The sequence below is a fragment of the Pseudomonas phenolilytica genome, from assembly GCF_021432765.1.
In the GTDB taxonomy this organism is placed as follows: domain Bacteria; phylum Pseudomonadota; class Gammaproteobacteria; order Pseudomonadales; family Pseudomonadaceae; genus Stutzerimonas; species Stutzerimonas phenolilytica.
In genome coordinates this window covers 1168029-1194622 of record NZ_CP058908.1, presented here as the reverse complement: position 1 = coordinate 1194622, position 26594 = coordinate 1168029, and the positions used below count along the sequence as shown (strand labels likewise).

30 protein-coding genes are annotated in these 26594 nt (G+C 66.0%); 11 read left to right on the top strand and 19 right to left on the bottom strand.

Annotation, left to right across the window (positions count from 1 at the left end; translation table 11 throughout):
* Positions 1-160: 160 nt before the first annotated feature.
* Positions 161-1000 (top strand): winged helix-turn-helix domain-containing protein, encoded by an 840-nt coding sequence (locus HU825_RS05730; protein ID WP_234303094.1) that lies wholly within the window; start codon positions 161-163, stop codon positions 998-1000.
* Positions 997-1479 (top strand): hypothetical protein, encoded by a 483-nt coding sequence (locus HU825_RS05725; RefSeq protein WP_234303093.1) that lies wholly within the window; start codon positions 997-999, stop codon positions 1477-1479. Before HU825_RS05730 ends, HU825_RS05725 begins: the two co-directional genes overlap by 4 nt.
* Positions 1480-1508: 29 nt before the next feature.
* Here HU825_RS05725 and HU825_RS05720 read toward each other — a convergent pair whose 3' ends face one another.
* From HU825_RS05720 to HU825_RS05640, 17 genes are all read right to left on the bottom strand, one after another.
* Entirely contained in the window at positions 1509-2429 is a 921-nt protein-coding gene (locus HU825_RS05720) for an OmpA family protein (protein ID WP_043298656.1), read from the bottom strand.
* A complete protein-coding gene (gene motA, locus HU825_RS05715; protein WP_043298655.1) occupies positions 2426-3298 on the bottom strand; it encodes a flagellar motor stator protein MotA in 873 nt (290 codons plus the stop codon). Before motA ends, HU825_RS05720 begins: the two co-directional genes overlap by 4 nt.
* Before the next feature lie 7 nt (positions 3299-3305).
* On the bottom strand, positions 3306-4037 hold the full coding sequence (locus HU825_RS05710; RefSeq protein WP_008567518.1) for a FliA/WhiG family RNA polymerase sigma factor: 732 nt from the start codon (positions 4035-4037) through the stop codon (positions 3306-3308).
* Between the two features lie 9 nt (positions 4038-4046).
* Positions 4047-4511 carry a flagellar basal body-associated FliL family protein gene (locus HU825_RS05705; RefSeq protein WP_043298654.1) on the bottom strand — a complete coding sequence of 155 codons (465 nt, stop codon included), beginning with the start codon at positions 4509-4511 and terminating at the stop codon, positions 4047-4049.
* Positions 4512-4547: 36 nt separating this feature from the next.
* Positions 4548-5714 carry a flagellar hook-length control protein FliK gene (locus HU825_RS05700; protein ID WP_234303092.1) on the bottom strand — a complete coding sequence of 389 codons (1167 nt, stop codon included), beginning with the start codon at positions 5712-5714 and terminating at the stop codon, positions 4548-4550.
* Positions 5711-6034 (bottom strand): hypothetical protein, encoded by a 324-nt coding sequence (locus tag HU825_RS05695; protein WP_043298653.1) that lies wholly within the window; start codon positions 6032-6034, stop codon positions 5711-5713. The genes HU825_RS05700 and HU825_RS05695 overlap by 4 nt, the downstream gene beginning before the upstream one ends.
* Positions 6018-6413, bottom strand: a complete 396-nt coding sequence (gene fliS, locus HU825_RS05690; RefSeq protein WP_043298652.1) for a flagellar export chaperone FliS — start codon at positions 6411-6413, stop codon at positions 6018-6020. Before fliS ends, HU825_RS05695 begins: the two co-directional genes overlap by 17 nt.
* Positions 6410-7675 carry a flagellar filament capping protein FliD gene (fliD, locus tag HU825_RS05685; protein WP_234303091.1) on the bottom strand — a complete coding sequence of 422 codons (1266 nt, stop codon included), beginning with the start codon at positions 7673-7675 and terminating at the stop codon, positions 6410-6412. Before fliD ends, fliS begins: the two co-directional genes overlap by 4 nt.
* Positions 7676-7945: 270 nt before the next feature.
* Positions 7946-8386 (bottom strand): flagella synthesis protein FlgN, encoded by a 441-nt coding sequence (locus tag HU825_RS05680; RefSeq protein ID WP_043298648.1) that lies wholly within the window; start codon positions 8384-8386, stop codon positions 7946-7948.
* A complete protein-coding gene (gene flgM, locus HU825_RS05675; protein ID WP_043298647.1) occupies positions 8383-8658 on the bottom strand; it encodes a flagellar biosynthesis anti-sigma factor FlgM in 276 nt (91 codons plus the stop codon). The genes HU825_RS05680 and flgM overlap by 4 nt, the downstream gene beginning before the upstream one ends.
* A 99-nt stretch (positions 8659-8757) precedes the next feature.
* Positions 8758-9183, bottom strand: coding sequence for a flagellar FliJ family protein (locus HU825_RS05670; RefSeq protein WP_234303090.1), 426 nt, complete (start codon positions 9181-9183; stop codon positions 8758-8760).
* Positions 9180-10514, bottom strand: coding sequence for a flagellar protein export ATPase FliI (gene fliI / locus HU825_RS05665; RefSeq protein ID WP_234303089.1), 1335 nt, complete (start codon positions 10512-10514; stop codon positions 9180-9182). The genes HU825_RS05670 and fliI overlap by 4 nt, the downstream gene beginning before the upstream one ends.
* Position 10515: 1 nt before the next feature.
* Positions 10516-11214 carry a flagellar assembly protein FliH gene (fliH, locus tag HU825_RS05660; protein ID WP_234303088.1) on the bottom strand — a complete coding sequence of 233 codons (699 nt, stop codon included), beginning with the start codon at positions 11212-11214 and terminating at the stop codon, positions 10516-10518.
* Between the two features lies 1 nt (position 11215).
* Positions 11216-12283: a FliG C-terminal domain-containing protein gene (locus tag HU825_RS05655; RefSeq protein WP_043298640.1), complete on the bottom strand. Its 1068-nt coding sequence runs from the start codon at positions 12281-12283 to the stop codon at positions 11216-11218.
* Positions 12255-13931: a flagellar basal-body MS-ring/collar protein FliF gene (fliF, locus tag HU825_RS05650; protein ID WP_234303087.1), complete on the bottom strand. Its 1677-nt coding sequence runs from the start codon at positions 13929-13931 to the stop codon at positions 12255-12257. The genes HU825_RS05655 and fliF overlap by 29 nt, the downstream gene beginning before the upstream one ends.
* 20 nt (positions 13932-13951) lie before the next feature.
* Positions 13952-14272 carry a flagellar hook-basal body complex protein FliE gene (fliE, locus tag HU825_RS05645; RefSeq protein ID WP_234303086.1) on the bottom strand — a complete coding sequence of 107 codons (321 nt, stop codon included), beginning with the start codon at positions 14270-14272 and terminating at the stop codon, positions 13952-13954.
* A 19-nt stretch (positions 14273-14291) separates the two neighbouring features.
* Positions 14292-15677 carry a sigma-54 dependent transcriptional regulator gene (locus tag HU825_RS05640; RefSeq protein WP_043298634.1) on the bottom strand — a complete coding sequence of 462 codons (1386 nt, stop codon included), beginning with the start codon at positions 15675-15677 and terminating at the stop codon, positions 14292-14294.
* A gap of 432 nt (positions 15678-16109) precedes the next feature.
* On the opposite strand from HU825_RS05640, the gene HU825_RS05635 reads away from it, so the two are divergent.
* From HU825_RS05635 to HU825_RS05605, 7 genes are all read left to right on the top strand, one after another.
* On the top strand, positions 16110-16949 hold the full coding sequence (locus HU825_RS05635; protein ID WP_043298633.1) for a FliM/FliN family flagellar motor C-terminal domain-containing protein: 840 nt from the start codon (positions 16110-16112) through the stop codon (positions 16947-16949).
* Positions 16946-17317, top strand: a complete 372-nt coding sequence (gene fliN / locus HU825_RS05630; RefSeq protein ID WP_043298631.1) for a flagellar motor switch protein FliN — start codon at positions 16946-16948, stop codon at positions 17315-17317. The genes HU825_RS05635 and fliN overlap by 4 nt, the downstream gene beginning before the upstream one ends.
* Positions 17314-18069: a flagellar type III secretion system pore protein FliP gene (gene fliP, locus HU825_RS05625; RefSeq protein ID WP_234303085.1), complete on the top strand. Its 756-nt coding sequence runs from the start codon at positions 17314-17316 to the stop codon at positions 18067-18069. Before fliN ends, fliP begins: the two co-directional genes overlap by 4 nt.
* A gap of 872 nt (positions 18070-18941) precedes the next feature.
* Positions 18942-19214: a flagellar biosynthetic protein FliQ gene (locus HU825_RS05620; RefSeq protein ID WP_008567494.1), complete on the top strand. Its 273-nt coding sequence runs from the start codon at positions 18942-18944 to the stop codon at positions 19212-19214.
* Positions 19215-19216: 2 nt separating this feature from the next.
* Positions 19217-20014, top strand: coding sequence for a flagellar biosynthetic protein FliR (gene fliR, locus HU825_RS05615; protein ID WP_043294840.1), 798 nt, complete (start codon positions 19217-19219; stop codon positions 20012-20014).
* A complete protein-coding gene (gene flhB / locus HU825_RS05610) occupies positions 20007-21149 on the top strand; it encodes a flagellar biosynthesis protein FlhB (RefSeq protein ID WP_156715917.1) in 1143 nt (380 codons plus the stop codon). Before fliR ends, flhB begins: the two co-directional genes overlap by 8 nt.
* Entirely contained in the window at positions 21146-23242 is a 2097-nt protein-coding gene (locus tag HU825_RS05605; protein ID WP_234303084.1) for a flagellar biosynthesis protein FlhA, read from the top strand. Before flhB ends, HU825_RS05605 begins: the two co-directional genes overlap by 4 nt.
* Before the next feature lie 12 nt (positions 23243-23254).
* Here the strand turns inward: HU825_RS05605 and HU825_RS05600 are convergent, their stop codons facing one another.
* Entirely contained in the window at positions 23255-23587 is a 333-nt protein-coding gene (locus HU825_RS05600) for a PilZ domain-containing protein (protein WP_043294843.1), read from the bottom strand.
* Between the two features lie 148 nt (positions 23588-23735).
* On the bottom strand, positions 23736-23954 hold the full coding sequence (locus HU825_RS05595; RefSeq protein WP_054094178.1) for a hypothetical protein: 219 nt from the start codon (positions 23952-23954) through the stop codon (positions 23736-23738).
* A gap of 177 nt (positions 23955-24131) precedes the next feature.
* On the opposite strand from HU825_RS05595, the gene HU825_RS05590 reads away from it, so the two are divergent.
* Positions 24132-25532 (top strand): iron-containing redox enzyme family protein, encoded by a 1401-nt coding sequence (locus HU825_RS05590; RefSeq protein ID WP_431978463.1) that lies wholly within the window; start codon positions 24132-24134, stop codon positions 25530-25532.
* Positions 25533-25551: 19 nt separating this feature from the next.
* Positions 25552-26499 carry a methyltransferase gene (locus HU825_RS05585; protein WP_043294846.1) on the top strand — a complete coding sequence of 316 codons (948 nt, stop codon included), beginning with the start codon at positions 25552-25554 and terminating at the stop codon, positions 26497-26499.
* Positions 26500-26594 lie beyond the last annotated feature (95 nt).

Sequence of the window (26594 nt, the reverse complement as noted above, 5' to 3'; positions counted from 1 at the left end):
TGCGGGTGCCATTTGGAGGCCAATGATATCACCGTGATATCACTATCCAAAGCAAAATGCCATTGCTTGCGCTTGTGCATTCAAAAAAACGGCGCCAAGATACTGCCGATCTGTTCTCATCAGTATGTTGATCTCAATCACAGCTCGCCGACCAGGCATCATGACTTCATCTCTGACGCATTCGGCCACCGATGCCACTGCCTGTACGCTGCTGAAAACCGGGCGCGACACCTGTACGGCGCGCTTCGACAGTGCGCTGTACCAGCTGGTGCAGCATCATCCTGACCGCGCCGAGAAGATCGACCTGGGCTTCTCCGGCAGCCGCGTGCTGGAACGCCTGCTGCAGACGCCGGGTGAGGTGGTTTCTCGCGAAGAGCTGTTGCGCCATGCCTGGGAGAATCGAGTGGTTGGCCAAGGCAGCCTGAACCAGCAGATCTATACCCTGCGTCAGCTGCTGTTCGATTCGAGCAACCAGATCATTCAGACGCTGCCGCGACGCGGCTATCTGTTCAATCCGCATTTTCTGGCGACCAATCCGGCAACCACGGTCAAACCGGTCGAGGCCGAGCAGTCGCCAGACGCAACCCGCGCACCGGCACCGGTACCGGTACCAGCGGCCCCGCATCGGCCTCGTTTCGGCTTATCGCCCCTGCTGGCCGGTACTGCGCTGCTGCTGGCGCTCGCGGTCGCCGTCCTGGGTTATCGCTTCCTGCTAACGCCGAAAGGACTGTTCACCCACCGGGTAGGTATCGGCGTCCTGGAGGTTCTGTACATCGACAAGAGCCAGCACCTGCTGGATGCGCTGGTCATGGATACGCGCAAAGTGGTGGAAGCGATCGCCGCAATGAACGTCAGGCCCACGCAGCTGATCGTCAACATGTCACCAGGCTTCTATGAAATTCGCTGTGTGCATGCGAACGGCCAGACCAACTGGCTGAAAGTGCACAAAAGCCGACTGAACGAGATTCCCGCGCAACAGCTGCAAGGATGTCTGCAATGAATATGGGTAACAGAGCCGGCGTCATCGGCACACGCCTGCTGCAGGTGATGGTGCCTTCGGCGCTGGCGCTCTGGGCGCTGGTGGCGATGGGCGCTACCAGCAGCCTCGCGCCACGTCTGGAGGGCCGCTACAGCTCGGCCGGCCAGGTGCTGCTGAGCAATGGCGAGGTGGTCCACGTCACCCAGAGCCTGGTCTTCAATGACGGGCGTTTCTACGCCATGACCCGCAACGCTCCTGCCGTGGTCGAAGCGTCCGGACGGATCGAAACCGACCTGCTGGGTCAGCCGCGACTGGTGGTCGAGGAAGGGCAGATCAACGGATTCGAAGCGCACAGCCCGCTCGACGACGAGCTGGTCTTCAACCTGTTCTACGGCAAGCACAAAGGTGCACGGATCACCCTCGAGAAGATCGGCGCCTGCCTCTATGGTGTGGAAACCCAGCAGGTCTACTGCGCTGATCACGCCAGCGCCCGGCTCTGAAGCAGCTGCCGGCCATTGCCGGCAGCCGATCACAGCACCTTGTCGGCCGGCTCACTGAAGCGCGCGCCGCTTTCCGAGAAATTCACCCGCCCATAGCTGTCGCCGAACAGTTCCTTGTACAGCGCTTCCGCCGAATCGGTCAGCAGGAGGATTTCCACCCGCCGATTGGCGCCGTTGAGCGGGTCTTGCGGGTGCAGTGGCATGACATCGGCCTGGGCGGTCACCTGCAGCACCGCCCGCGCCGGCAAGCCGGACGCGACCAGCGCGTTGCGCGCGCGCAGAGCGCGGTCGCCGGAGAGATTCCAGTTGTCGTAGCCGCTCTGCTGGCGATAGGGCGTGGCGTCGGTATGGCCGCTGATGATCAGCTTGTTCTGCACCTTGGCCAGCACGCCGGCAAGCACATCGAGCAACTTGCGAAAATGCGGATCGAGGATTGCGCTGCCACGCTGGAACATGAAGCGCTGCTGGTCGTCCTTGATCAGGATGCGCAGCCCCTGCGGCACCACATCGACCTCGATGTTGGCGAGCGCATCGACCTCGCTGGCGACGTTCTTCATCAGCTCGGCGAGCTGCTGCAGTTCGGCGGTGGAACCGTAACGGCGGCTGCCTTCGTCGGCCTGCTGCGGCTTGTCCGCTGGCGCGGGCTCGGCCTGCGGCGCGCGGATCGGCACGCCGTCCAGCTCCAGCGGCGAACGGCTGGTGCCGTCGAAGATGCCGGCGCCGCCGTCGACCAGCGGATTGCTTTCCTGCTCGCCGTAGGCCGGGTTGCTCATCTGCATCTGCGGCTGGATGATCCACAGCACCATGAACAGCGCCATCATCGCCAGGGTGAAGTCGGCGAATGCCACCTTCCAGGCGCCGCCATGCTCGTCGCCGTGGCCCTTCTTGCTGCGGCGCCGGACGATGATCTCGTGCTCTTCGCCGCCCTTGCCCTTGCCTCGGCTCTTCATGCCGCGTCCCTTTCTTCCTCGTACTGGTTGACCCAGACCTCGAGTTGGCGGAAGGCGGGTTTGACGTCCTGCTCGATCAGCTTGCGTCCGGCGTCGACCGCCAGCAGCGTCGGCTTGCCGGCCAGATGCGCCACCAGCGTGGTGCGCACACACTCAAGCGCGGACAGCTCGGTCTTGACGCGCTGGCCCATGGCGTTGGACAGCGGCTCCATCAGGCAGTAGCAGAAGAAGATGCCGAGGAAGGTGCCGACCAGCGCCGCGGCGACATGCGAGCCGATCTCCGCGACACTGCCGCCGATGCTGCCCATGGTGATGATGATGCCCATGATCGCCGCCAGGATGCCGAAGCCCGGCATCGCCTCGCCGATCTTGAACAGCGAGCGCGACGGCTGCAGCAGCGCGTTCTCCATGGCCTCCAGTTCCTGCTCGAGGAAGCCCTCCAGCTCGTGGGCGCTGATCTTGCCCATGGCCATCAGCCGGAAGTTGTCGGCGATGAAGGCCATCAGGTTCTTCTCCTTGAGGATCAGCGGATAGCGGGCGAACAGGTCGCTCTCTTCCGGTTCCTCGATGTGCGAATCGAGCACCTTGAGGCCGCCGACGTCGACCATTTCCAGCAGCTCGTAGAGCAGCATCAGCAGCTGGCGCTGGAATTCCTCGCCGCGCCGCTCGTAGATGAACACGCCACGCATCTGCGAGAGCATCTCCACCAGCACTTCCTTGGGATTGCCCACCACCAGGCTGCCGATGGCCGCACCGAGGATGATCACCACTTCCGCCGGCTGCCAGAGCACTCGCATGTCGCCGTTAGCCATGGCATAACCGCCCAGCACACAGCCGACGATGATCAACGCACCTATTACTTTCTGCATGACGTCTCTAGTTTCTCTCGGTTAGGAAGCGACAGGCCTTGCCGATCGCCTGCTTGCTCAGCTGACAGACCCTGGCATCGCTGACTTCCAGCACCAGGGCGATTTCCTTCAGGCTCAGCTCATGCTGGTAATAGAGCGTGAGCACCAGGCGCTCGCGCTCGTCCAGCTGGCTCAGCGCCTGTTCCAGCAGCCGTTCCTTCAGCAGACGCTCCTCGAACAGCTCGGCAGCGTCGGGAAAATGCTCGTGACCGCTCTGCAGCAGCGCATCCAGGCTCTCGATGGCCTCGGACGAGTCGGCCCAGAGGAAGTCCTGGTAGTCCTTGTCCTCAAGACCGGTGAAGGCCTTGATCTCCTCCTCCGTCGGCGGATGTCCCAACTGGCGCCCCAGCTCGCGGATGGCGTCGCGCACCTTGTGCGCCTGCTGGCGCACCTGACGCGGCCGCCAGTCCTGCCGGCGCAACTCGTCGAGAATCGCCCCGCGAATGCGCAGCGCGGCGAAGCGCCCGAACTGCTCGTCCGGCTCGCCGTAGCGGCGCAGTCCCTCGAGCAGACCCATCATGCCGATCTGCTCCATGTCCTCGCGGTCGAGCACCTGATTGGCCTGCAGCGACAGCTGCCGGACGATGCGCTTGACCAGCGGCAGGTACTGCATCAACCAGCGTTGCTCGGCACCCGGGGCGAACAGCACCGGAGCGCTCGGCGCGACGCTGTAGTGATCGACGGGACAGGTGGCGCTCATGGCGGGGCCTTACTGCACGATCAGCTTGTTGACCAGCACGTGCTTGAACGGCGCCGCGGCGTTCTTGCTGGCGAAATCAGCGAACAGCGCCGTCTCCAGCCGTGCCTGCAGCTCGCCGATCTGCAAGCCGCGCAACTCGGCGAACGGCAGGCCGGAGAGGTAGGCGACCACCGAGTTGCGCACCAGCGGCTCCACCTGGGCGAAGTTGACCGGCTCGTCCTCGCTGGCTTCGGCCTGCAGCGCCAGGTCGAGCACGAAGTAATGCTCGCGCCCTTCGTCGCGCACGCTGACGATCACCTTCGGCACCGGGAAGAACTCGTAGGCCACCGGCTCGGCCGGCTCAGCCACCGACGCCTCGGTCGACGCCAGCGCGCCCGCGGCTGGCTTGAACAGCCAGTAGCTGATGCCCACGCCCGCGGCGAGGGTCAGAACATTCAGCAGCAGCATCAGCAACACCAGACGGGACGTCTTCATAAAGCACTCACAATCGGAAAGTTACGGTTGAGCCGGTCATACGGTGACCAGCACATCGGCGGCCCGCTCACGGCCGCGCGCCTGCGTGGCCGGCTGCTGCGCATTGGCCGCCGGCAGCGGCTGGTCCTCGGCCAGTGGTGCACGCGGCTGGCCGCGGCCCTGCTGGCCCTGACCGTCCGCGCCGACCTGCACGTTGACCTGTACGAAGTTCTGCCCCACCAGTTCCTGGCGCAGGCGGTCGCTGGTCTGCTGCAGCAAGCGGGCAACATCGGCGTGCGCGGCGCTCAGCTGGACATTCAGCCGACCAGACTCGTGGCTGAGGTGGATCTCCAGCGCGCCCAGCTCCGGCGGATCGAGGCGGATGGTGGCGCTCTGGATCTTCTGCTGCAGCTGCAGCTCGACGTTGTCACGCAGGGCCTGCAGCATCTGCTCGCCCCAGCGTGCCTGCGGCGTCTGCAGCTTGAGCAGGCGTTCGCTGCCGAGCTGCGGTGACTGTGCCGGCCGCTCGCCGGCAGTGCTGGCCGGCTCGCCACGCGCGGCATCATCGACGCCGAGCAGCGCATCGACCGGGTCAGCTACCCGTTGCGCCACCTCGGCGCCAGCCTCCAACAGCGGCGCCGCGGAAGGCGCAGGCTGCGGCTCGGCGCCGGCTCGCGACGGAGGCAGACGCGTTTCGACGACGGTCGGCGCAGCGTCCACCCCACGCCGCACCGGCGGCTCGGTCGGCGGTAGCGTCGCGGCCGATACCGGCAGCGGGTCGGTCGTGGTCGGGGGCGGTGCCGCCGTGGCGGCCAAGGCGATCGCGACTGTCGCCACCGGCGCCGCCGGCTGGCCGGCGTCGCGCGCCTGCACCTGCGTCTGCTGCTGCCCGAGCATGCCCAGCAGCCATTGCTCGGCAGTCAACTCCAGGGAAGTTTCCTCGGTGGCGGAAGCGGCTTCGCGCGCGGGCAGCCCTGACGTGGCTTCATCCGTCGTTGCCACCGGCAGCGCGCCGAACGGCAACGCCGGCAGGTCCACGGGTGGCAGCTGCTCGGCATCGGCGGCGCGTGCCATCTGCGCGCCAAAGACCCCGGGCTGTTCGCCAGTTGCCGCGTGGCCATCCAGCACCGGCGCTGCGGCCGCTACCACCATGGCGCCGATTGGCTGCGCGGCACGCGGCGCCGGCTGGCCGGGCGTCTGCGGGGCGGACATCGACTGAATCATCGAGCCTCTCCGGTGTGGAACAGCTCGACGCGCTGATAGGCCGCCAGTCCTTCGGCGTACTCCAGGTGGTTCACCAGCAGCTGGCGTAGGCGTTCGCACTCCTCGGCGCAGGCGACCCGCGCCTGGTCGTGCAGCTGCTTGAGCGCTGCGCGGGCGGCGAGGGTGGCCGGGTCAAGCTGCTCGCTCTCGGCCAACGCGCGCAGGCATTGGGCGATGGCAGCGTCCACCGTGGCGATCGCCTGCCAGTCCCCGCGCTGCAGGGCCTGATCCAGCTGCGCGTGCAGCTGCTGCAGGCGCTGGGCATCACTTGCGAGCGGCACTGACGCCCTCCCAGCCTTCGCGCAGGATGCCGAGCAGATTGGTCACTTCATCCAGCCCTTCCAGCGACAGCGTCACGCTGACATCGGAGAGGCGGTAGATGCAGTACTCGTAGAGTCGCGCCAGGCCCTGCACCACCTCGCCGCCGTTCTCTTCGTCGAGCGCGCCGTTGAGGCCGTTGAGGATGTTCATGCATTTTTCCAGCGACGCACCCTTCTGCTGGTAGCGCTTGTGCTCGATGTGGCCGCGGGCGCGGGCCAGCTCGTCGAGCAGTCCGTCCATCAGCACCAGCACCAGCTCGTAGGGGGACGCGGCGGCCGCACGGGCCTCCAGGTCCACCGCGCGGTAGCTGTCGTAACTGTCGTTGGGGAGATAGGTCATCCGAACATTCCTGAGGTCTGCTCCATCGACTGCATGGTCTGCATCATCGTGGTGAACTGCTTGAGGTAGCGGGAGTAGTAGCTGTCGTAGCGCTGCTGCAGCTTGTCGAACTGGTCGTCGATGCGGCGCAGGTTCAGGTCCAGCGTCTCCATGCGGTTCTTCAGCATGCCGTTGGCGCTGCTGGTGAAGCTGGCGACGGTCTTGTCGATGCTGTCGAGCATCTGGTCCTTGCCGGTGAACAGCGCCTCGAAGGCCTCCGGCTTGGCGGCGACGGCAGCCTCGAAGCGGGTGGCGTCGAGGGTCAGCTTGCCGTTGCGGTCGGAACTGATGCCGAAGTCGATCAGGCTGACGCCGCCGAAATCGGTACGCAGCAGGGCGTTCAAGCGACCCTCGATGGAGCGCACACTGGCATCGCCGGCCAGCGGGCCGCGCTCGCTGCTTTCGCTGCCGCTGGCGGTAAGGCCGTCGAGGCTGCTCATCAGGGTGTTGAAGGCGTCGATGAAGCTCTGCGCCTGGGCCTTGGTCGCCGATTTGTCCTGGCCGACGGTCAGGGTCAGCGCGGCATCGCTGGCGTTGTGCACCTTGCTGACGGTGAGGCTGACGCCGTCGATGACGTTGTCGAAGGTATTGCTGGCGCTGGTCAGCTCGATGCCGCCGCTGCCGAAACTGCCACCCATGCGGATGCGCGCATCCTGTGCGGTGGACAGCGTGGTGCTGGTGGCGCCACCGGTCAGCCCGAAGGTGAAGGCGTTGGCCGCGCCGCTCTCTTCACCGGTGAGCACCAGGTTGACCTGGCCGTTGCTGCGCACCAGCGTCGCCTGCACGCCGAGGCCGGCGTCGTTGACGGCCTTGGCCGCCTCGTCGAGCGTCGCGTAGCTGCTCAGGTCGAAGGTCTGTGCATTCAGGGTCAGGGTGCCGCTGAGGCTGCCCTCGGTCAGGCCCTGCACGGCGACCTGCTGCTTGCTGGCCAGCTGCTCGACGTAGAACTGGTAGCTGCCGGGCTGCGCGGTAGTGCCGACGGTGGCCGTGGCGTAGCCGTCCTGACTGTAGGACGCGCTGTTGACCAGCATGCTCGAGGTGCTGCTGTTGAGTTTGGTCAGTGCCGACTTGAACGTGGTCAGCGAGGTGCGCAGCTTGCTCAGCGCGTCACGCTGGGTCTTGTAGTTCGCCTCGTTGCGGTTGAGCCGGTCCAGCGAGGACTGCACCTCGTAGGTGGCCAACTGCGTCGACATCTGCTTTACGTAATTCGAATCCATCGCCATTGCCGATCCCCTTCCCCAAATCTATTGAGCAAATTGAGTGCCAAGTCTCAAAGCATTGATTTACAAAGACTTTCGCTTGGCGCATGCAGAAAAAACGCTTCCGCCCGGGCAGTGGATGCGGAAACGGGGAAACGCCGTTTCCGCCCGCATCGACGACGGAACATCTCTTTACAAGGGCGGCGCAGGAAGGGGGTTACTTAAGCGGGCGCGATCACGGCCGCGCCGTGCTGGCGCTGGCGACGTGATGGATTCAGACAGGGCCGGCGGCGCTCAGTACGCCTGAGGGCTGTACAGGTGGGTCGGCTGCTGGCTGGCGAGCAGCTGTTCGAGGATCTCGTGGTGCATCGCCAATAGTTTGCCGTTGCGCTCGTTGAGCTGCTGACATTCGGCCGCCAGCCGGCCGAGCTGCTGCCAGAACTGCTGCAGCACCGCGCGGCGCACCTCGGGGTAGCTTTCCAGCAGGCGCTGCATGCCGGCGCCATCGTCGCTCAGGCGGAAGGCGGCGAGTATCTTGCCGCGGCGCTGGGCACGTCCGCCGAGGTTGTCGACGTGGCGACTGATCTGGCGATTGATCCGCTCGATCTCAACGCTGTCGCGTTCGAGCAGGAAGCTGTAAAGCGCCTGCATCAGGTCGCGCAGGGCGAGGTAGTCACCACAGTCCTGCTGCAGGTCGGCGTCGACGATCTGCAGCAGCCTGTCGCGCTGGCTCACGCATCGTTCCCGCGGTGGTAGGCGAGCATGCTGCTGGCCAGCTCGGCCGGGTCGCTGGACAGCTCACCGCGCTGCAGGGCCTGCTTGAGTGCGGCGACGCGCTCCAGATCGACCTCCGGCATGGCGCGCAGGGCTTCGTGCATCTGCTCCAGCGGCAGGCTCTCGGCCTGGCGGGCCGCAGGCGGCGCGACGGGCGCGGGTGCCGCCTGGCGGGCGGTGGCGGTTTCGCCGGGGACGCTGAGGGCGGGCTTGAAGTGCCGGCTGATTTCCATGATTTCTTTCCAACTCGGTGGTTACAGCCAATCAGGCGACCGCCCTGGCGCAAAACTTAAACGCGATTTTCACACAGTCGCCGCCAGCGCGGCAGTCGCTCATCCCGCCTGGTTGCGCCACCAGGCCTGCGCCGCCAGCCCGTCCTGGATCTTCTGCTCCTGCTGCGCGAGCTGCTGTTGCCATTGCTGCATCTTGTTGTCGATCACCTGCGCCACCACCTTCTCGCTACGCATGGCCTGCAACAGCTCGCCCTGGATGCGCGCCAGCGCCTGCTCGGCCACCGCCAGTTCGCGGCGCTGCAGCTCGACCATCTTGTACAGCGTGGCCTTGTAGCGCTGCTGGTTGTCGCGCTGCAGCGGCGTGTTCATCGGCACCGAGAAACCGCACAGGCGGCTCAGCCCGGTGATGTTGTTGCGATAGCGCTGGCAGAGGTTCTGCTGGTACTGCACCTGGCCGAGCATCTGCCGCACGCGGTTGCCGCGCAGGCTGGCCAGGCGCGACAGCGTTTCGATCTGCTGTTTCATCGCGGCTTCCCGATGATGTTCTGCAAGGTGACGATGCTCAGCTCCAGTTCGGCGGCCTCGCCCACCTCCTGGCGCAGGAAGCGTTCGATGGTCGGTGCCAGCTGTACCGCGCGATCGGTCTTGGGGTCCATGCCCGGGGTGTAGCCGCCCAACGGGATCAGTTCGCGGATCTTCTCGAAGGTGCTGTACAGCTCCTTGAGCTGCCGCGCCGCGCCCAGATGCGCCGGCTGGCCGACCTGGCTCATGCAGCGGCTGACCGAGGCGCCGACGTCGATCGCCGGGTAGTGACCGGCCTCGGCCAGGCGGCGCGACAGCACGATGTGGCCGTCGAGAATCGCCCGCGCGCAGTCGACGATCGGGTCCTGCTGGTCGTCGCCCTCGGCGAGCACGGTGTAGATCGCGCTGAGGCTGCCACTGCCATCGGCGCCATTGCCGGCGCTTTCCACCAGTTCCGGCAGCATGCCGAACACCGACGGCGGATAGCCCTTGGTCGCCGGAGGCTCGCCGAGGGCCAGGGCGATCTCGCGCTGGGCCATGGCGTAGCGGGTCAGCGAGTCGACCAGCAGCAGCACGTCATGGCCCTGGTCGCGGAAATAGGCAGCGATGCTGTGGCACAGCTCGGTGGCCTTGAGGCGCATCAGCGGCGATTCGTTGGCCGGCGCCACCACCACCACGGCCTTTTTCAGGCCCTCCTCGCCCAGCGCATGCAGGATGAATTCCTGTACCTCGCGGCCGCGCTCGCCGATCAGGCCGACCACCACCACATCGGCCTTGGTCTGCCGGGTGATCATGCCCAGCAGCACGCTCTTGCCGACGCCGGAACCGGCGAACAGGCCGACGCGCTGGCCCTTGCCGAGGGTCAGCAGGGCGTTGATCGCGCGCACGCCGACGTCCAGCGGCGCCTCCACCGGCCGGCGTTTGAGCGGATTGACCGAGGGCAGCTCAGTCGGCAGCGGATCGCAGCCGCCGAGCTTGCCCAGTTCGTCCAGCGGCTCACCGAGGCCGTTGACCACCCGCCCGAGCCAGGATTCGTCGATGTGCAGCATCGCCTCGTCGGGTGCCGGGAAGACCCGCGAGCCGGCACTCAGGCCCATCGGTTTCTTGAACGGCATCAGGTAGGTGATATCGCGGTTGAAGCCCACCACCTGCGCTTCGAGCATGGCGCCGTCGGCCAGTTCGACATAGCAGCGCTGGCCGGTCATGCGCTGGCAGCCGAGGCTTTCCAGCAGCATGCCGGAGACGCGCACCAGGCGGCCGCTGACCTTGGCCAGCTGCACCTTGTCCAGCGAGCGCAGCGCCTCGTCGAGCCGGAAGCTCTCGCGCAGGGACATCTCAGGCCGAGTCCCGCATGTGTTCGGCGAGGGTGTCCATGCATGAATCCAGGCGCTGCTGGCAACCGATATCGGCTTCGGCCTGGGCGGTCAGCACGCGGCATTCGCCGAGCGCCAGCTTGTCGTCCGGCACCAGGCGCCAGGCGGCGGCGCGCTCCGGGGCCAGCTCGCGAATGCGCGCGCACTCCTCCGGGTTGAGGTGAATGCGCACGTCGTCCTGGTCGCCGGGCATGGCATTCAGCGCTTCCTCGGCGAGGGTCAGCAACTGCGTGGGGTGCAGGGTCAGCTCGCAGCGGATCACCTGCTTGGCAACCTTTTGCACCAGCTCCAGCAACTCTTCGCGGCGTGCCTGCTGGTAATCGCGCTGGAAGTGCTCAAACATCTCGATCAACCCGTCCAGCGGCCGCGCAGCAGTCTCGAAGGCCTGACGCCCCTGCTGGCGCCCCTCTTCGCGGCCGATGCTGCGGCCATCCTCGACGCCGCGCTCGAAGCCCTCGCGATGCCCCGCCTCGCGGCCCTGCTCGAGGCCCTCGCGGTAGCCCTTGTCGATGCCTTCCTGAAAACCTTCGGCCACCGCGCGTTGCAGCGCCGCCGGATCGCCGGCCAGACCCTCGGCGAGCTGCGCCGGGGCCTTGACCCGTGGCGGGAACCGGAACGGCCGCCAGCTGCGGCCCGCGCCCTTGACCACCTTGACCGTCATCTCATTCCACCGTCTGTTCGCGGAACAGCTGCACCTGCAGCTCGCCATCGGCGGACATCTCGCGGACCACCGCCATGATGTCCTTGCGCACCTGCTCGACGCGCGACAGCGGCACCGGGCCCTGGCGGCGGTTGATCGATTCCATCTGCTGCGCCTGACGCTTGGGCATCGCGCCCTGGATCGCCCGCACCAGCGCCGGCTCGGCACCCTTCAGCGCGACCACCCATTCTTCCAGCGGAATCACTTCCAGCAGGGTCTGCAGCACGTCCTGGTTCTGTCGCGAGAGGATGAAGAAGTCGTACATCTCATCCTCGATCTTGCCGACCAGCTCCTCGTTGTGCGCGCGCAGCAGCTCGAACATCTGGTCGCGGTTGCCCTTGAAGCGGTTCATGATGTCGGCCGCCTGCTTCACCCCGCGCACCTGCGAGCCCTGGGTGCTGAGCACGCGCAGGCTGCGGTCGATCAGCTGCTCCAGCTCGGCGATCACGTCGCTGTTGACCTCCGAGAGGTTGGCGATGCGGTAGAGCAGTTCGTCCTGGCGCTCGGCCGGCATGCATTCGAGCACCTCGGTGGCCATGCCCGGCGGCAGGAAGGCGAGGAACACCGCCTGCATCTGCGCGTGCTCCTTGGCGATCAGCGCGGCGAATTGCTTGGGATCGAGCCATTCCATCTTGGCCATCTTGGCGCGGATTTCCTCGCCATAGATGGAGTCCAGCAGCGAGCGGGTGATGTCGCCGCCCAGCGCCTTGCCGAGCATGCCGGCCAGGTAGCTGCGCGAGGCGCCCTTGATGCTGCTCTGCTCCTTGTAATCGTCGAAGAAGCGGCTGATCACGTCGGAGACCATCGGCTGCTTGACGTTGGACAGTCGCGCCATCGCCTGGCTGATGCTGATGATCTCCTCGCGCGAGAAGTTGCGCAGGATGCCGGCGGATATCTCGTCACCCATGCTCAGCATGAGGATCGCCGCCTGGTCGAGCGAACTGACCGAACGCAGCTGCAGCGGGCGCGGCTTGATCTCCTTGGCGGACGCGGTGTCCTGATCAGCCGGCTGGGTTGAGGTCTCTTTCATTGCGCCCTATCCAATGCTTGATGACTTCCGAGACGCGCTCGGGATCGTTCTTGGCGAGCATCTGCAAATGCTCGATCTGCAACTCCAGGCCCGAGCCCGGCGCCGGCAGACGGATTTCCGAAAGCGGGTTGAGTTCGCCGAAGATGTGCGGGCCGTCAGTCTGGCGCGGGCTGACCAGCGCCGGCCGCACCTCGCTTTCCAGCGCCGCGGCGACACCGGCCGGGGCCAGCGTGCCTTCCGGCGGCTCCGCCTGCGGCAGCTGCGCACCGTCGCGCTGAGTCAGGTTGCGCACCGCCGGGCGAACCACGATCAGCAACAGCAGCAGGGCGATCAGCCCGGCGACGCCGACCTTGGCCAGCGCATGCACCTGGCTGTTCTCCCACCAGGGCAGCGTTTCGGCAGGATTCTCGACCGCCGCGAAGGGCAGCACGCTGAGGGTCAGCAGGTCGCCACGCGCCTGCTGGAAGCCCACCGCGCTGCGCACCATGGCTTCCAGCTCGGCACGCGCTGCCTCGCTCCAGCCACCTTCCGGCGCGGCGGCGGCATTGAGCACCACCGCCACGCTCTGCTGACGCAGGGCGAAACCGGCGTGCTTCACATGGATCACGCTCTGGTCATAGTCGAGCTGGCGGGTAGATTCCTCGCGCAGCGAGGTGGCGCCCTTGGTCTGCTTGTCCGCCGCTGCGGGCTCCTCGCCTTCTTGCGGCGGGCCGACCGGGCGGTTGCTCAGCGAGCCGGGCACGCCGAGGGCCAGCTGATCCAGCGCGCTCTCGTTGCTCAGCACCTCGCGACGCAGACGCGGCGCATCGCCGAAAGCCTGGAGGGTTTCCTCCTTCTGGCTGAAGTCGATGTCCGCCGCCACGCTGATGCGGTAGTTGCCGCTGCCCAGCACCGGCGCCAGCACCTGCTCGATGTTGGCCACCGCCTGCTGCTGGTAATCCTCCACGGCGCGCCAGTTCTGCGCCGGACCGCCGCCGACGTTGAGCCCGCGCGACAGCAGCGCACCGTACTGGTCGACCACGCCGACATCTTCCGGCTTGAGGTTGGGCACGCTGTTGGCCACCAGATTGACGATGGCAGCGACCTGATCGCTGCTGAGCTTGTAACCGGCATCCAGCTGCAGCATCACCGAGGCCTTGGTCGGCGCCCGCTTGCTGATCACGAAGGAGCTGTTCTCCTCCTGCGCCAGATGCACCCGCGCATGCTGCACGCCCTTGAGTGCCATCACCGTGCGCGCCAGCTCGCCTTCCAGGCTGCGCTTGAGGCGCACGTCCTGGACGAACTGACTGGTGCCCAGCGGCTCTTCCTGATCGAACAGTTCATAGCCGGCCGGTTGGCTGACCTTCACGCCCTTGGCCGAGAGCAGCATGCGCGCCTGCGCCAGCTGGTCCTCGCGCACCAGGATCTGCCCGCTCTGCGGGTGGATGCGGTACTGCAGGGCCTCGGCATCGAGCACCTGCATCACCTCGGCGGCGGGGAACGACTCGCCGGCGCCGTGCAGCGCGCGGAACGAACCGCTGTCACGCCAGAGGTAGAACACCACCGCCACGGCCAGCGCCGCGGCGACCACCGCCATGCCGGCGAGGGTGATGCGCGGATCGGGTCTCAGCCCGCCGGCGGGCAACTTGCTTTTGATTGTCTGCAGCACGTCTCAGCTCTCTGGGCCGCTTACAGCGGCATCCGCATGACGTCGTCGAACGCCGTGGTCAGTTTGTTGCGCACCTGCAGCAACGCGGAAAACGACACGCTGGCCTTCTGGCTGTCGATCATCGCGCCGACCAGATCGTCACTCTTGCCACTGTCGACCGCCGCCATCGCCGCGCTGGCCTGGTGCTGTTCGGCATCCACCGAACGCAGGGCGGCCTCGAACGAGCCGCCGATGCCAGCGGCCGGCCCGCTCGCCGGGCGGATCGGCTGGCCGTCGGCGGCCTCTGCCAGTTGCTGCATCCGGCCCAGCAGCTGCTGCTGGACCTGCATGATGGAACTCATCGCTGCTCTCCCCGATTGTTCAGAAATTCAGCTCGATGCCCTGCTCGCGCATGGCATTGAGGCGATAGCGCAAGGCGCGCGAAGTCATGCCCAGGCTCGCGGCGGCCTTGGCCTTGTGGCCGTCGAAACGGCGGATGGTGTCGATCACATGCTGGTATTCGGCCCACTTGCCGCTGGCGCGCAGCGCCGCCTTGCCGTTCTCCACCGCCACCGCCAGCGGCTTTTCCAGCCGTGCCTCCAGCGGCGCCGGCGCCGCCAGGCCGAGGTCCTGCGGCTGGATGAACAGGCCGTTGCGCAGCACCAGAGCGCGCTGCACGGTGTTTTCCAGTTCCCGCGCATTGCCCGGCCAGTCGTGCTGCAGCAGCGCGCGGCAGGCGTCCTCGGTGAGCAGGTCGGTGTCGGCGTCCTGCGGCGCGTACTTGCCGATGAAGCGCCGCGCCAGTGGCAACACGTCTTCCTTGCGCTCGCGCAGCGGACTGATGTGCAGCGGCAGCACGTCGAGACGGAACATCAGGTCGGCGCGGAAACGGCCCTCGGCGACCTCCTGCTGCAGGTCGCGGTTGGTGGCGGCGATGATGCGCACGTTCAGTTCGATCTCGCGGCGCCCGCCCAGACGTTCGACACGCTGTTCCTGCAGCACGCGCAGCAGCTTGGCCTGCAGCCCCAGCGGCAGCTCGCCGATCTCGTCGAGCAGCAGGGTGCCGCCGTTGGCCAGCTCGAACTTGCCCGGCTGGGCGCTCACCGCGCCGGTAAAGGCGCCTTTTTCGTGACCGAAGAGAATGGATTCGAGCATCTGCTCGGGGATCGCCGCGCAGTTCACCGCGACGAACGGCGCCTCGGCGCTGGCGGAGAAGCGATGGATGTAACGCGCCATCAGCTCCTTGCCGGTGCCGGTCTCGCCGGTGATCAGGATCGGCGCGCGGGTCAGCGACACGCGCTGGGCCATCGCCAGCAGGCGGCGGCCGGCCTGCGAGCAGGAGACGAAGCTTTCCTGCGCCGCGTTGGCGTATTCCTGACGGCGCAGCAGTGCGGTCAGCTGGCTGTCGCTGAACGGCGACAGCAGGTAGTCGACGCAGCCGAGCTCCAGCAGCGCGGCGGCCTTTTCCTGATCGGCATACTGCACCACCGGAATCACGCTGATGTGGCGCACCCGCTGCACCAGCGCGTTGACCTGCGCATACAAGGCGTGCGCCGGCAGCCCACCGATGACGATGAAGACCAGTGCGACATCCTTCAGCAGCGCCTGATCGAGGCGTTCGAAGTTCTCCCGCGCGACAACTTCACAACCCTCTTTGCGCAGCCGTTCGCGCAATAACTGGCAACCTGCCTCGGCACTTTCGCCAATCACCACCACATGCTTGCGCGCCGGCAATTCATCGAATAGCTCGTCGCATGAGTAATTCATCGCCTGACTGACACTCTTCAATGTAACCACCTTGCCGCAGAGGGCGCCTGCGCAAATAAGCCGCAGTCACGCCGGATATCTTTTGCAGAAAAAATTTTAAGAAAAGTTTAATCCAACTGAAACTTTCGTCGCCCTGAAAGTCCAACTACCAAATCTTACGGAGACAGGCCAGGACAACTGCGCGCACGCTAACAACCCCTCGCCGCCGCTGACCAATCAGTTGCGCTTAAACCGAATCATTAGTTAACAGCTGAGCTCAAAAAAGCTCATTTGATATCTATTGATTTAACCCAACCTCGCGCCCATGCCTAGATTGGCGGCAGGTTGGCGCCGTGCCCGCTGCTTTCGTGCGCGCGCCCTACTCGACCTCTGCAACAGCCGCCGAGCGATTATGCCGGCCCACTTTTCAGCACCAGGAATACAGTTCACAACATGTCTGGCAATTCCAAAGTCCACCATGGCGTGCCCGCCCAAAGCCTGACCACACTGAAACCGCAGAAGTTGGGACGGCATCACCACAAGATCCCGCAGTACATCAAGGAAACCACCAACAAGAACCCGCGCCTGATTGCCGATTACTTCGTGCGCAACTACCGCATCAGCCTTGAACTGAACAAGATCGAAGTTCAGGAACAGATCGAGCAGGCGCCCGATTGCATGTATCGCTCGGCGATGGGCAAAGTGGGTTTTTCCATTGATCGCGAATTACTCACCGAAGCGCTGGAGTGTTATTACGGCGGCACCATCGTGCCGACGCAGAACACGCCGCCGATCAGCACCTCCGAACAGCGCATGCGCAACCGGCTGGGCATGGACATCGCCGACATCTTTGCCCGCTCGATCCTCTCGGGCGAAACCTTCGGCAAGCTCGACAGCTACCGCAACGACTATGAGGAAACCAGCTGGGAGTACGTCGCCGAATACCGCTACCTGAGCCACATCACCGGCAGCCTGTCGTCGATCTACATCTATCTGGACACCGACCTGGTCGACGAGCTGACCAGCCGCCTGACCGGTCCGCCTCCGGCGCGCCTGGCCGGAAACCCCATCGATCACATCAAGCACCTGCCGGTGCGGCTGGACTGCGTGGTGGCGGCGGCACAGATGCCGCTGGCGCAGGTCCTCGACCTGCAGCTCAACGACATCCTCATGCTGCGTCCGCTGGATCGCTACGAAGTGCGCATCAACCAGCAGAAGCTCTATCGCGGCACCATTTTCGAAGAGGATGGCGCCCTGTTCCTCACTTCACTTGAAAGCGTGAACCCCCAATGAACGGCCAACTTTCCGACAATGATTTCGAGCAGCTCATCAACGACGGCGACCTCAACCTCGATGCCGTCGTCGAGCCGGTGGTCGAGCCGGCGGCAGCGCTGCCAGCCCCGCGCCAGGACCTGAGCTTCTTCGGCAAGATTCCGGTGAACGTCACCCTCGAGGTCGCCTCGGCGGAGATTTCGCTCAAGGAGCTGATGGAGTGCGACACCAGCAGCGTGATCGTGCTCGACAAGCTGGCCGGCGAACCGCTGGACGTGAAGGTCAACGGCACGCTGTTCGCCAAGGCCGAGGTGGTGGTGATGAACGGCAACTACGGCCTGCGCATCGTCGAGCTGTCCGGCACCAGCCTGGACGCCCTCGCCCGATGAATCCGCGTCGCGGCCTGCTGCTGCTCGGCCTGCTGCTGCTCAGCCTGCTACCGCTGGCCGCGCAGGCCGCCGGTGGCGAGATCACCCTGTTCAACCTGAACGACACCGAGAACGGCCAGGCCTTCTCGGTGAAGCTGCAGATCCTCATCATCATGACGCTGCTCGGCTTCCTGCCGGCGATGCTGATGATGATGACCTGCTTCACCCGCTTCATCATCGTGCTGGCCATCCTGCGCCAGGCCATCGGCCTGCAGCAGAGCCCGCCGAACCAGGTGCTGATCGGCATCGCGCTGATCATCACGCTGCTGGTGATGCGCCCGGTCTGGCAGGAGATTCACAGCCAGGCCTATCAGCCGTTCCAGAAGGACGAGATCAGCCTGGAACAGGGCCTCGACGCGGCCAAGGGCAGCCTGTCGCGCTTCATGCTGGCGCAGACTAACCAGAACTCGCTGCAGACCATGGTGTCGCTGGCCGGCGAGGAACTGCCGGAAGACCTCGCCGAGCTGGATTTCTCGCTGCTGCTGCCGGCGTTCGTGCTGAGCGAGCTGAAGACGGCGTTCCAGCTGGGATTCATGATCTTCGTGCCGTTTCTGGTGATCGACCTGGTGGTGGCCAGCGTACTGATGGCGATGGGCATGATGATGCTCTCGCCGATGATGATCTCGCTGCCGTTCAAGTTGATGGTGTTCGTGCTGGTGGATGGTTGGGTGCTGTTGATGGGCACGCTGACCACCAGTGTTCAGCCGTTTTAGGTGATGGCGATGTTGGCTGCCGCCTGGTCCGCGCCCGCTTGCGTAGGGTGGAAAACCGCAAAGCGTTTTCCACCAATGGAGGCGTGTAGGTTTGTGTCCGGCGCGGCGCTTTCCTCGGCGGGGGCTTTCTGTTGCGCCTTGCACGGCGCCTTACTTTTCTTTGCACGCGCAAAGAAAAGTAAGCAAAAGAAAACGCGCCCCTTCATTCGGGTCCGGGAGCTTCGCCCCCGGACTTCCCTCCTTCCGCCAGCACTCCGGGGGTCGGCGTACAAGGGCCATCCCTGGCCCTTTACGCCTCTCGCGGCATCCATGCCGCTCGTCCCCCTGCGCGCTGGCTCCACTCGGCCGTCTGCAAGGGGAAGAGTGGTGTCGCCTATTGGGCCGTGCATGGAAAAGCAAAGCGAAGCCAGCAACTGCTCCTTCAGGCAACTCGGACCGGAATCCCCTTCAGGAGGCCGAACGCAGGCGTTGCGCAGGGGGACGCGAGGCATGGACGCCGAGCGAGGAACGAAGGGGCAGGGACGCCCCTTCGTGACGTGCCTCCGGAGCGACGCCGCAGTGAGGGAAGTCTGGTCGCGTAGCGGCCAGACCCGGATGCAGGGGGCGCCTTCTCTTTGGTTACTTTCTCTTGGCGAGACAAGAGAAAGTGACGCGCCGTGCAAGGCGCAACCGGTAGCCCGGGCCGAGGAAAGCGCTGCGCCGTTCTCAGGCATAGGCGCCCAACAAGGTGGAAAACGCTGCGCGGTTTTCCACCCTGCGGCTCTTGGCCAGAAGAACACACAGAAGGCACCTCCCGCCCCAAACGCCACACCCGCATGCCGACCGCCGCGCCACCCCGGCCCGTACCAAACGCCCACCGCCAAGGTGCCCCAATGCTGACCCCCGACACCGCCGTCAACATCGTCTCCAACGCCATCCACATCATCGTGCTGGTGGTCTGCGTGCTGATCGTGCCGAGCCTGCTCGGCGGCCTGCTGATCAGCATTTTTCAGGCCGCCACGCAGATCAACGAACAGATGCTCAGCTTCCTCCCGCGCCTGCTGATCACGCTCGGCATGCTGGTGTTCGCCGGGCACTGGATCCTGCGCACGCTCTCCGATCTGTTCATCGAGACGTTCCAGCAGGCCGGGCGCCTGGTGGGCTGAGCATGAACCACGACGCGCTGCTGCACGCCGGCCACTACCTGCAAGCGCTGCAGGCCTACTGGTGGCCGTTCTGCCGGATCATGGCGGTGTTCAGCCTGGCGCCGCTGTTCAGCCACAAGGCCATCTCGGTGCGCGTACGCGTGCTGCTGGCGCTGGCGCTGACGCTGGTGCTGAGCGCCGCCTTGCCGGCACCGCCGGTGCTCGATCCGCTGTCGCCGGCCGGCCTGCTCACCGCCCTCGAGCAGGTGGCGATGGGGCTGTTGCTGGGGCTGGCGCTGCTGCTGGTGTTCACCGTGTTCACCCTGATCGGCGACATCGTCTCGACCCAGCTCGGCCTGTCCATGGCACTGCTCAACGACCCCATGAACGGCGTGTCCTCGGCCTCGATCATCTACCAGCTGTACTTCATCATGCTGGCGCTGCTGTTCTTCAGCATCGATGGCCATCTGGTGACGGTGAGCATCCTCTACCAGAGCTTCGTGCACTGGCCGATCGGCAGCGGCATCCATTGGGACGGCCTGCAAACCATCGCCTGGTCGCTGGCCTGGGTGCTCTCGGCGGCGCTGCTGATCGCGCTGCCGATCGTCTTCTGCATGACCCTCGTGCAGTTCTGCTTCGGTCTGCTCAACCGCATCTCGCCGGCGATGAACCTGTTCTCGCTGGGCTTTCCGATGGCGATCCTCGCCGGCCTGACGCTGATCGCGCTGACCCTGCCGAACCTCGCCGAGGCCTACCTGCACCTGACCCGCGACCTGCTGGACAAGCTCGGCGTGCTGCTCGGGAGCGCTGCGCATGTCTGAGCAGAGCAGTGCCCAGGACAAGACCGAGGAGGCCTCCGAGCAGAAGCTGCGCAAGAGCAAGCGCGACGGCCAGGTCGCGCGCTCCAAGGATGTCGCCACCACCGTGTCGCTGCTGGTCACGCTGCTGGTGCTCAAGCTGAGCATCGGCCTGTTCTTCGACGGCATCCAGCAGAGCTTCAGCTACTCGTTCGTCAACTTCGGCCACAGCGAGATCGGCCTCGACGACCTCAAGCTGGTGATGCTGCACAACCTGCTGGTGTTCATCTGGGTGCTGCTGCCGCTGCTGCTGACGCCGCTGCTGGTGATCGTCTTCGCCCTGGTGCCGGGCGGCTGGGTGTTCGCCTCGAAGAACTTCGCGCCCAACTTCGGCAAGCTCAATCCCATCACCGGCCTGGGCCGCATGTTCGGCGCGCAGAACTGGAGCGAGCTGGCCAAGTCGCTGCTGAAGATCGCCACGCTGCTCGGCATTGCCGTCTGGCAGCTGCTGCATGCCGCGCCGCAGTTGATCGCGCTGCAACGCACCGATATCGGCAACGCCATCGGCAGCGCCTTTACCCTGACCTTCGACCTGGCGATCTCGCTGCTACTGGTGTTCGTGCTGTTCTCGCTGATCGACATTCCACTGCAGCGCTTCTTCTTCCTGAAAAAAATGCGCATGACCAAGCAGGAGCGCAAGGAAGAGCACAAGAACCAGGAAGGCCGCCCCGAGGTGAAGGCGCGCATCAAGCAGCTGCAGCGCCAGCTGGCGCAGCGGCAGATCAGCAAGGTGATCAAGACCGCCGACGTGGTGATCGTCAACCCGACGCACTATGCGGTGGCGCTCAAATACGACCCGAAGAAGGCCGAGACGCCGTTCGTCATTGCCCGCGGCGTCGACGAAATGGCGCTGTACATCCGCAAGATGGCGCAGGCCAATCACTGCGAGGTGATCGAGCTGCCGCCGCTGGCGCGGGCGATCTACTTCAGCACGCAGGTCAACCAGCAGATCCCGGCGCCGCTGTATACCGCAGTGGCCCACGTGCTGACCTACATCCTCCAGCTCAAGGCCTGGAAGCAGGGCCGCCGCCAGGCGCGCCCTGAACTCGCCAGGCACATTCCCATTCCCGAAGAACTGTTCAACCGAGCCCGCTCATGAGCCTGATGCAAAAACTCACGCCGACCTTGCGCAGTGGCCGGATCGGCATTCCCGTGCTGATCCTGTCGATCCTGGCGATGATCATCCTGCCGCTGCCGCCGCAGCTGCTGGACATCCTGTTCACCTTCAACATCGCCATGGCGATCCTGGTGCTGCTGGTCAGCGTGTCGTCGAGGAGTCCGCTGGACTTCTCGCTGTTTCCCACGGTGATCCTGGTCACCACGCTGCTGCGCCTGTGCCTGAACGTCGCCTCGACGCGGGTGGTGCTGCTCGAGGGCCACACCGGCACCGGCGCGGCGGGCAAGGTGATCGAGGCCTTCGGCGAGGTGGTGATCGGCGGCAACTTCATCGTCGGCCTGGTGGTGTTCGTGATCCTGATGATCATCAACTTCATAGTCATCACCAAGGGCGGCGAGCGCATCTCGGAAGTGACCGCGCGTTTCACCCTCGACGCCCTGCCGGGCAAGCAGATGGCCATCGACGCCGACCTCAACGCCGGCACCCTGACCCAGGACGAAGCCAAGGCGCGGCGCCAGGAAGTGGCCAAGGAAGCCGACTTCTACGGCGCGATGGACGGTGCCTCGAAGTTCGTCCGTGGCGATGCCATCGCCGGCATCCTGATCCTCTTGATCAACCTGTTCGGCGGCTTCGCCATCGGCGTGTTCGTCTACGCGCTGGATGCCGGCGAAGCCTTCCGCCAGTACGCCCTGCTGACCATCGGTGACGGCCTGGTGGCGCAGATTCCGGCGCTGCTGCTGTCCACCGCGGCGGCGATCATCGTCACCCGCATCAACGAATCCAGCGACATCACCAGCCAGGTGCAGCGCCAGCTGCTGGCCAACCCGGCGACGCTCTACACCGTGGCCGGCATTCTCGCCGTGCTCGGCCTGGTGCCGGGCATGCCGCACCTGGCGTTCCTCGGCTTCGCCGCGCTGGTCGGCTTCATCGGCTGGCGGGTGTCGCTGCAGGCGCCGCCGGCGGCCGGTGCCGATCTCAAGGAGATCCAGGCGCTCGGCCAGGCGATGGACAAGGAGAAGGCGCAGAGCCTGGCCTGGGAAGACATTCCGCTGGTCGAGCGGCTGTCGATTTCGCTCGGCTACAAGCTGGTCGGGCTGGTCAACGAGGCGTCCGGCGCACCGCTGCCGGCGCGGGTACGCGGCGTGCGGCAGACGTTGTCCGAGCACCTGGGCTTCCTGCTGCCGGAGGTGCAAATCCGCGACAGCCTCAGGCTCAAGGCCTCGCAGTACGACATCTACATCAACGGCGAGAAGATCGACGGCGCCGAGCTGCACGCCGACCGCCTGATGGCGATTCCCTCGCCGGAGCTGTATGGCGAGATCGACGGCATCCTCGGCACCGACCCGGCCTACCGCATGCAGGTGGTGTGGATTCAGCCGAACGACAAGCCCCGCGCGCTCAACCTCGGCTATCAGGTGATCGACTGCGCCAGCGTCATCGCCACCCACCTGAACAAGGTCGTGCGCGAACACCTGCCGGAGCTGTTCAAGCACGACGACGTCGAGCACCTGATGCAGCGCCTGACCCTGCAGGCGCCCAAGCTGGCGGAAAGCCTCAAGGCGGCGCTGAGCTACACCCAGCAGATGCGCGTCTACCGTCAGCTGCTGCAGGAGGAGGTGCCGCTGCGCGACATCGAGACCATCGCCAGCACCCTGCTCGAATGCAGCGAAACCACCAAGGACCCGGTGCTGCTGGCCGCCGACGTGCGTTATGCGCTGCGCCGCAGCATCGTCTCGATGATCGCCGGCGACCGTCGCGAGCTGACCGTGTTCGTGCTGGAGAACGCGCTGGAGAACACCCTGCTCAACGCCCTGGCCATCGCCCAGCAGGCCGGCCAGGTCAGCCTGGACAACATCCCAGTGGAACCGAGCCTGCTCAACCAGCTGCAGAACAGCATGCCGGTGGTGAAGGAGAAGCTGCGCAAGGACGGCCATCCGCCGATCCTCACCGTGATGCCGCAGCTGCGACCGCTGCTGGCGCGCTATGCGCGGGTATTCAGCCCGGGGCTGCACGTGCTGTCGCAGAACGAGATTCCCGACCGCGTCGGCGTACAGATTCTCGGCACGCTCGGCTGACCGGCGCGCGCCTCAGCGGCGCTTGGGCAGCAGCTGCGCGACCAGCGCGGTGAAGCCCGGCGCCGGGCGGTCGAGGGCGAAGCCCATCTCGAAGCTGTCGCGCCGCGAATCCTTGCGCGACCACTGGCAGATCACCACCACCGGCACCTCGCGCACGCGCTCGCCTTGCTCCGGCACGTGCAACAGCATGTCGTAGCAACCGCCGACCGCCAGCGGCTGCCTCGCCACCAGGCGCAGGCCGCCCAGCGACAGGTCGGCGACATAGCCCATCGGCTCACCGTTCAGGCGGTTGGTCACCTGGATGCGGCTGATGTGGCGAAAGCTGAGGCGGCTGTGCTGGCGCATGTCCATTGCTCCGGTCGCTGGACGCAGGGCGGCGCGCAGCGCTGCATGCGCAACACGCGGCCGATGTATGACTGCCAACAGGCGACCGCCCGCGGTCGGCGTTTAAGACCCGCCGTCGAAAATCGTGCGCCAGTCGCCGTTTCGCCCGCTAGCGCGCGGCGTCCGGCCCCTGGTCGTGCACCGCCTCCTCGTCGCTGAGCTCCTCGGCCAGCTCCGGCGGCACGTTGTAGGCGCCGCCCGGTACGTCGGCCTCCTCGCCGCCGGCGACTTCACCGTGGGTGATGGTGGTTTCCGGATTCTGCTCGTGGGCGTCGCCGCTCTGATCGATGGACTCGATGCTTTCGCGGCCGCTGTGCTCGGTATTCATGCTGTTGCCTCCGGCTGTCCGCGCGGCGCCGACGGGCTGCCGCTCACCCGGTTTAGTGATGACCCGCGCACGGGAAGTTGCAAGCCGCACAGCGGCCACTCGGCGGGCGAGCTGAACTAATGGTCGCGGCGGCCGGCCCAAATCTGCATACCACTGCCGCCGAACAAGACCATGCCGATGACTCTGCACCGCCTGCCCGCCGCGCCGCGCGCCGCCGATCCGCGACCGACGCAGGAATCGCGCGAGCTGTATTTCGCCCTGCTCGATGGCGCCAGCCGCGAGGACGCCGCGCATTACCTGCAAGACCAGCTGCAACGCGCGGCCACGCTGCCCTGCGACCTGCCGGACGATCCGGCGGCGCTGGACACCTGGGTCATGCAGCGCACCGAAGCCGTCGGGCACCAGTACCAGGCCTATCTGGATCAGCGCCGCGCCGGCGGTGCGCGGCGCTATTTTTCGAGCAAGGCGCATGCACTGCATTTCCTGCGCGGCGTGGCGCCGACCAAGCTGGTCGACGGCGCCTGGCTCTATGGCCTGCTGCAGCGCTGGGACGATGGCCGCTTCACCGCGCTGATCCAGACCTACCTGGAAGAACTCGGCGAGGGTCAGCCGGAAAAGAACCACGTGGTGCTCTACCGCAAGCTGCTGGCCAGCCAGGGCTGCGACGACTGGCAGCAGCTGGACGACGAGCACTTCGTCCAGGGCGCCATCCAGCTGGCGCTGGCCGAGCACGCCGAGCGCTTCCTGCCGGAGGTGATCGGCTTCAACCTGGGCTACGAGCAGCTGCCGCTGCACCTGCTGATCACCGCCTACGAGCTGACCGAGCTGGGCATCGATCCGTACTACTTCACCCTGCACGTCACCGTCGACAACGCCGACAACGGCCATGCGCACAAGGCGGTGCAGGGCCTGCGCGCGGCCTGGCCGCAGATGGGCGACGGCGCGGCGTTCTACCAGCGCGTGCGCAACGGCTACCGGCTCAACGACCTGGGCGCCAGCACCGTCTCGGTGATCGGCGACTTCGACCTGTCGACGGAGGTGCAGCGCATCTTCGAGAAGAAGGCCGCGGTCGGCCAGTTCGTGCATTCCGACTATTGCCGCTTCGAGGGCCGCACGGTCAATCAATGGCTGGCCGAGGACGTCGAACAGTTCCTCGCCGTGCTCGAGACGCGGGGGTGGATCAAGCGCGGCCACGACCCGCAGGAGAGCCGCTTCTGGCAGCTGATCGTCGGCGAGCAGGCACCGATGTTCGGCGTGTTCAGCGCCTACGAGCAGCAGATGATCCACGACTGGATCGCCGACGACTGGCAGGCCGATGGCAAGCGCAGCCCGCGCAGCGCGCTGCTCAAGGGGCAGGCGCGGTTCAACGCGCGTCGCCCGGCGGCGGATTCGACCGCGCCGCAGGCGACCGCCGGTAATGACTTCGACGCGGAGCTGCAGCTGCTCGAACAGCAGCTCGCCCGCCAGCCGGACCGTGCCGCGCGCATGCGTCTGCTGCTGCCGCTGCTGGCGCCGCAACGCCACCACAGCGCCGTCGGCCTGCTGGCCACGCGGCTGTTCAACGGATTGTTCAACTGAAGGCATCAAGGGACGCATCATGATCATGGAAACCGCGCAGGACCGCGCGTTGCTGCATCTGGGCCAGGCCCTGCGCGAGCGTGGCTATCACTTCATCACGCCCACGCCGCTGACCCATGAACGGGTCAACCAGCGGCCGCAGAATGCACTGGCCGGCGATCTCCCCGGGGTGTTCGGCTGGAGCCGGCCGTTCCAGCACGAGCTGCTGCCGCCGCCGTTGTTCAGCCTGATGGATCAGGCGCAGGTGCTCGAGCCGTGCGGCCCGCGCTGGCGCTCACGGGTAAGGCTGTCGAGCCTCGATGGCCAGCTGTTCGTGCATTCGGCGTATCCCACCGACTCGCCCGACGCGGTGTTCTTCGGCCCGGATACCTACCGCTTCGCCAGCGCCATCCGCTGTCATCTGGACCGTCACACCGGCGAGATCCGCCGCGTCGTGGACATCGGTTGCGGCTCCGGCGCCGGCGCGATACTCACCGCGCTGGCACGGCCGCAGGCCGAGGTGCTGGCGGTGGATATCAACCCGCAGGCGCTGCGCCTGACGCGCATCAACGCGGCGTTGGCCGGCGTCGACAACCTGCGCGCCGAGCACAGCGACCTGCTCGGCGCCGTGGACGGCGAGTTCGATCTGATCCTGGCCAATCCGCCGTATCTGGTCGATGCCGATCAGCGCGCCTACCGCCACGGCGGCGGGCCGTTGGGCGCCGAGCTGTCGCTGGCGATCCTCGATGCGGCGCTTGGCCGGCTGGCGCCGGGCGGCACGCTGCTGCTGTATACCGGCGTGGCGATGCTGGACAACCAGGACCCGTTCCTCGCCGAAGCCTGCCAGCGTCTGGCCCCGACGCCGCTGACCTGGCGCTACCGGGAAATCGACCCGGACGTGTTCGGCGAGGAGCTGCTCGGCGGCGCCTACACCCGCTGCGACCGCATCGCCGCCGTGGTGCTGGAAGTAACGCGCCCGGTGAGCTGACCGTTAGCATGTGGATAGCGCGTGGAAAACGCTTCGCGGTTTTCCGCCCTACGGCAGCTCCGGCGTAGGGTGGATAACGCCGCAGGCTTATCCAC

Bases quoted from the DNA above. Each gene is read 5' to 3' on its own strand.
- flhB (WP_156715917.1), top strand. From the start codon at position 20,007: ATGTCTGAGCAGAGCAGTGCCCAGGACAAGACCGAGGAGGCCTCCGAG.
- fliP (WP_234303085.1), top strand. From the start codon at position 17,314: ATGAATCCGCGTCGCGGCCTGCTGCTGCTCGGCCTGCTGCTGCTCAGC.
- fliN (WP_043298631.1), top strand. From the start codon at position 16,946: ATGAACGGCCAACTTTCCGACAATGATTTCGAGCAGCTCATCAACGAC.
- fliI (WP_234303089.1), bottom strand. From the start codon at position 10,514: ATGTCCCTGCGCGAGAGCTTCCGGCTCGACGAGGCGCTGCGCTCGCTG.
- HU825_RS05705 (WP_043298654.1), bottom strand. From the start codon at position 4,511: ATGAAGACGTCCCGTCTGGTGTTGCTGATGCTGCTGCTGAATGTTCTG.
- motA (WP_043298655.1), bottom strand. From the start codon at position 3,298: ATGCAGAAAGTAATAGGTGCGTTGATCATCGTCGGCTGTGTGCTGGGC.
- HU825_RS05585 (WP_043294846.1), top strand. From the start codon at position 25,552: ATGATCATGGAAACCGCGCAGGACCGCGCGTTGCTGCATCTGGGCCAG.
- HU825_RS05620 (WP_008567494.1), top strand. From the start codon at position 18,942: ATGCTGACCCCCGACACCGCCGTCAACATCGTCTCCAACGCCATCCAC.
- HU825_RS05590 (WP_431978463.1), top strand. From the start codon at position 24,132: ATGACTCTGCACCGCCTGCCCGCCGCGCCGCGCGCCGCCGATCCGCGA.
- HU825_RS05655 (WP_043298640.1), bottom strand. From the start codon at position 12,283: ATGAAAGAGACCTCAACCCAGCCGGCTGATCAGGACACCGCGTCCGCC.
- HU825_RS05670 (WP_234303090.1), bottom strand. From the start codon at position 9,183: ATGAAACAGCAGATCGAAACGCTGTCGCGCCTGGCCAGCCTGCGCGGC.
- fliH (WP_234303088.1), bottom strand. From the start codon at position 11,214: ATGACGGTCAAGGTGGTCAAGGGCGCGGGCCGCAGCTGGCGGCCGTTC.
- HU825_RS05725 (WP_234303093.1), top strand. From the start codon at position 997: ATGAATATGGGTAACAGAGCCGGCGTCATCGGCACACGCCTGCTGCAG.
- fliE (WP_234303086.1), bottom strand. From the start codon at position 14,272: ATGAGTTCCATCATGCAGGTCCAGCAGCAGCTGCTGGGCCGGATGCAG.
- HU825_RS05730 (WP_234303094.1), top strand. From the start codon at position 161: ATGACTTCATCTCTGACGCATTCGGCCACCGATGCCACTGCCTGTACG.
- HU825_RS05700 (WP_234303092.1), bottom strand. From the start codon at position 5,714: ATGATTCAGTCGATGTCCGCCCCGCAGACGCCCGGCCAGCCGGCGCCG.
- HU825_RS05600 (WP_043294843.1), bottom strand. From the start codon at position 23,587: ATGCGCCAGCACAGCCGCCTCAGCTTTCGCCACATCAGCCGCATCCAG.
- HU825_RS05595 (WP_054094178.1), bottom strand. From the start codon at position 23,954: ATGAATACCGAGCACAGCGGCCGCGAAAGCATCGAGTCCATCGATCAG.
- HU825_RS05710 (WP_008567518.1), bottom strand. From the start codon at position 4,037: ATGAGCGCCACCTGTCCCGTCGATCACTACAGCGTCGCGCCGAGCGCT.
- HU825_RS05635 (WP_043298633.1), top strand. From the start codon at position 16,110: ATGTCTGGCAATTCCAAAGTCCACCATGGCGTGCCCGCCCAAAGCCTG.
- HU825_RS05605 (WP_234303084.1), top strand. From the start codon at position 21,146: ATGAGCCTGATGCAAAAACTCACGCCGACCTTGCGCAGTGGCCGGATC.
- HU825_RS05640 (WP_043298634.1), bottom strand. From the start codon at position 15,677: ATGAATTACTCATGCGACGAGCTATTCGATGAATTGCCGGCGCGCAAG.
- HU825_RS05720 (WP_043298656.1), bottom strand. From the start codon at position 2,429: ATGAAGAGCCGAGGCAAGGGCAAGGGCGGCGAAGAGCACGAGATCATC.
- flgM (WP_043298647.1), bottom strand. From the start codon at position 8,658: ATGGAAATCAGCCGGCACTTCAAGCCCGCCCTCAGCGTCCCCGGCGAA.
- fliS (WP_043298652.1), bottom strand. From the start codon at position 6,413: ATGACCTATCTCCCCAACGACAGTTACGACAGCTACCGCGCGGTGGAC.
- fliR (WP_043294840.1), top strand. From the start codon at position 19,217: ATGAACCACGACGCGCTGCTGCACGCCGGCCACTACCTGCAAGCGCTG.
- fliD (WP_234303091.1), bottom strand. From the start codon at position 7,675: ATGGCGATGGATTCGAATTACGTAAAGCAGATGTCGACGCAGTTGGCC.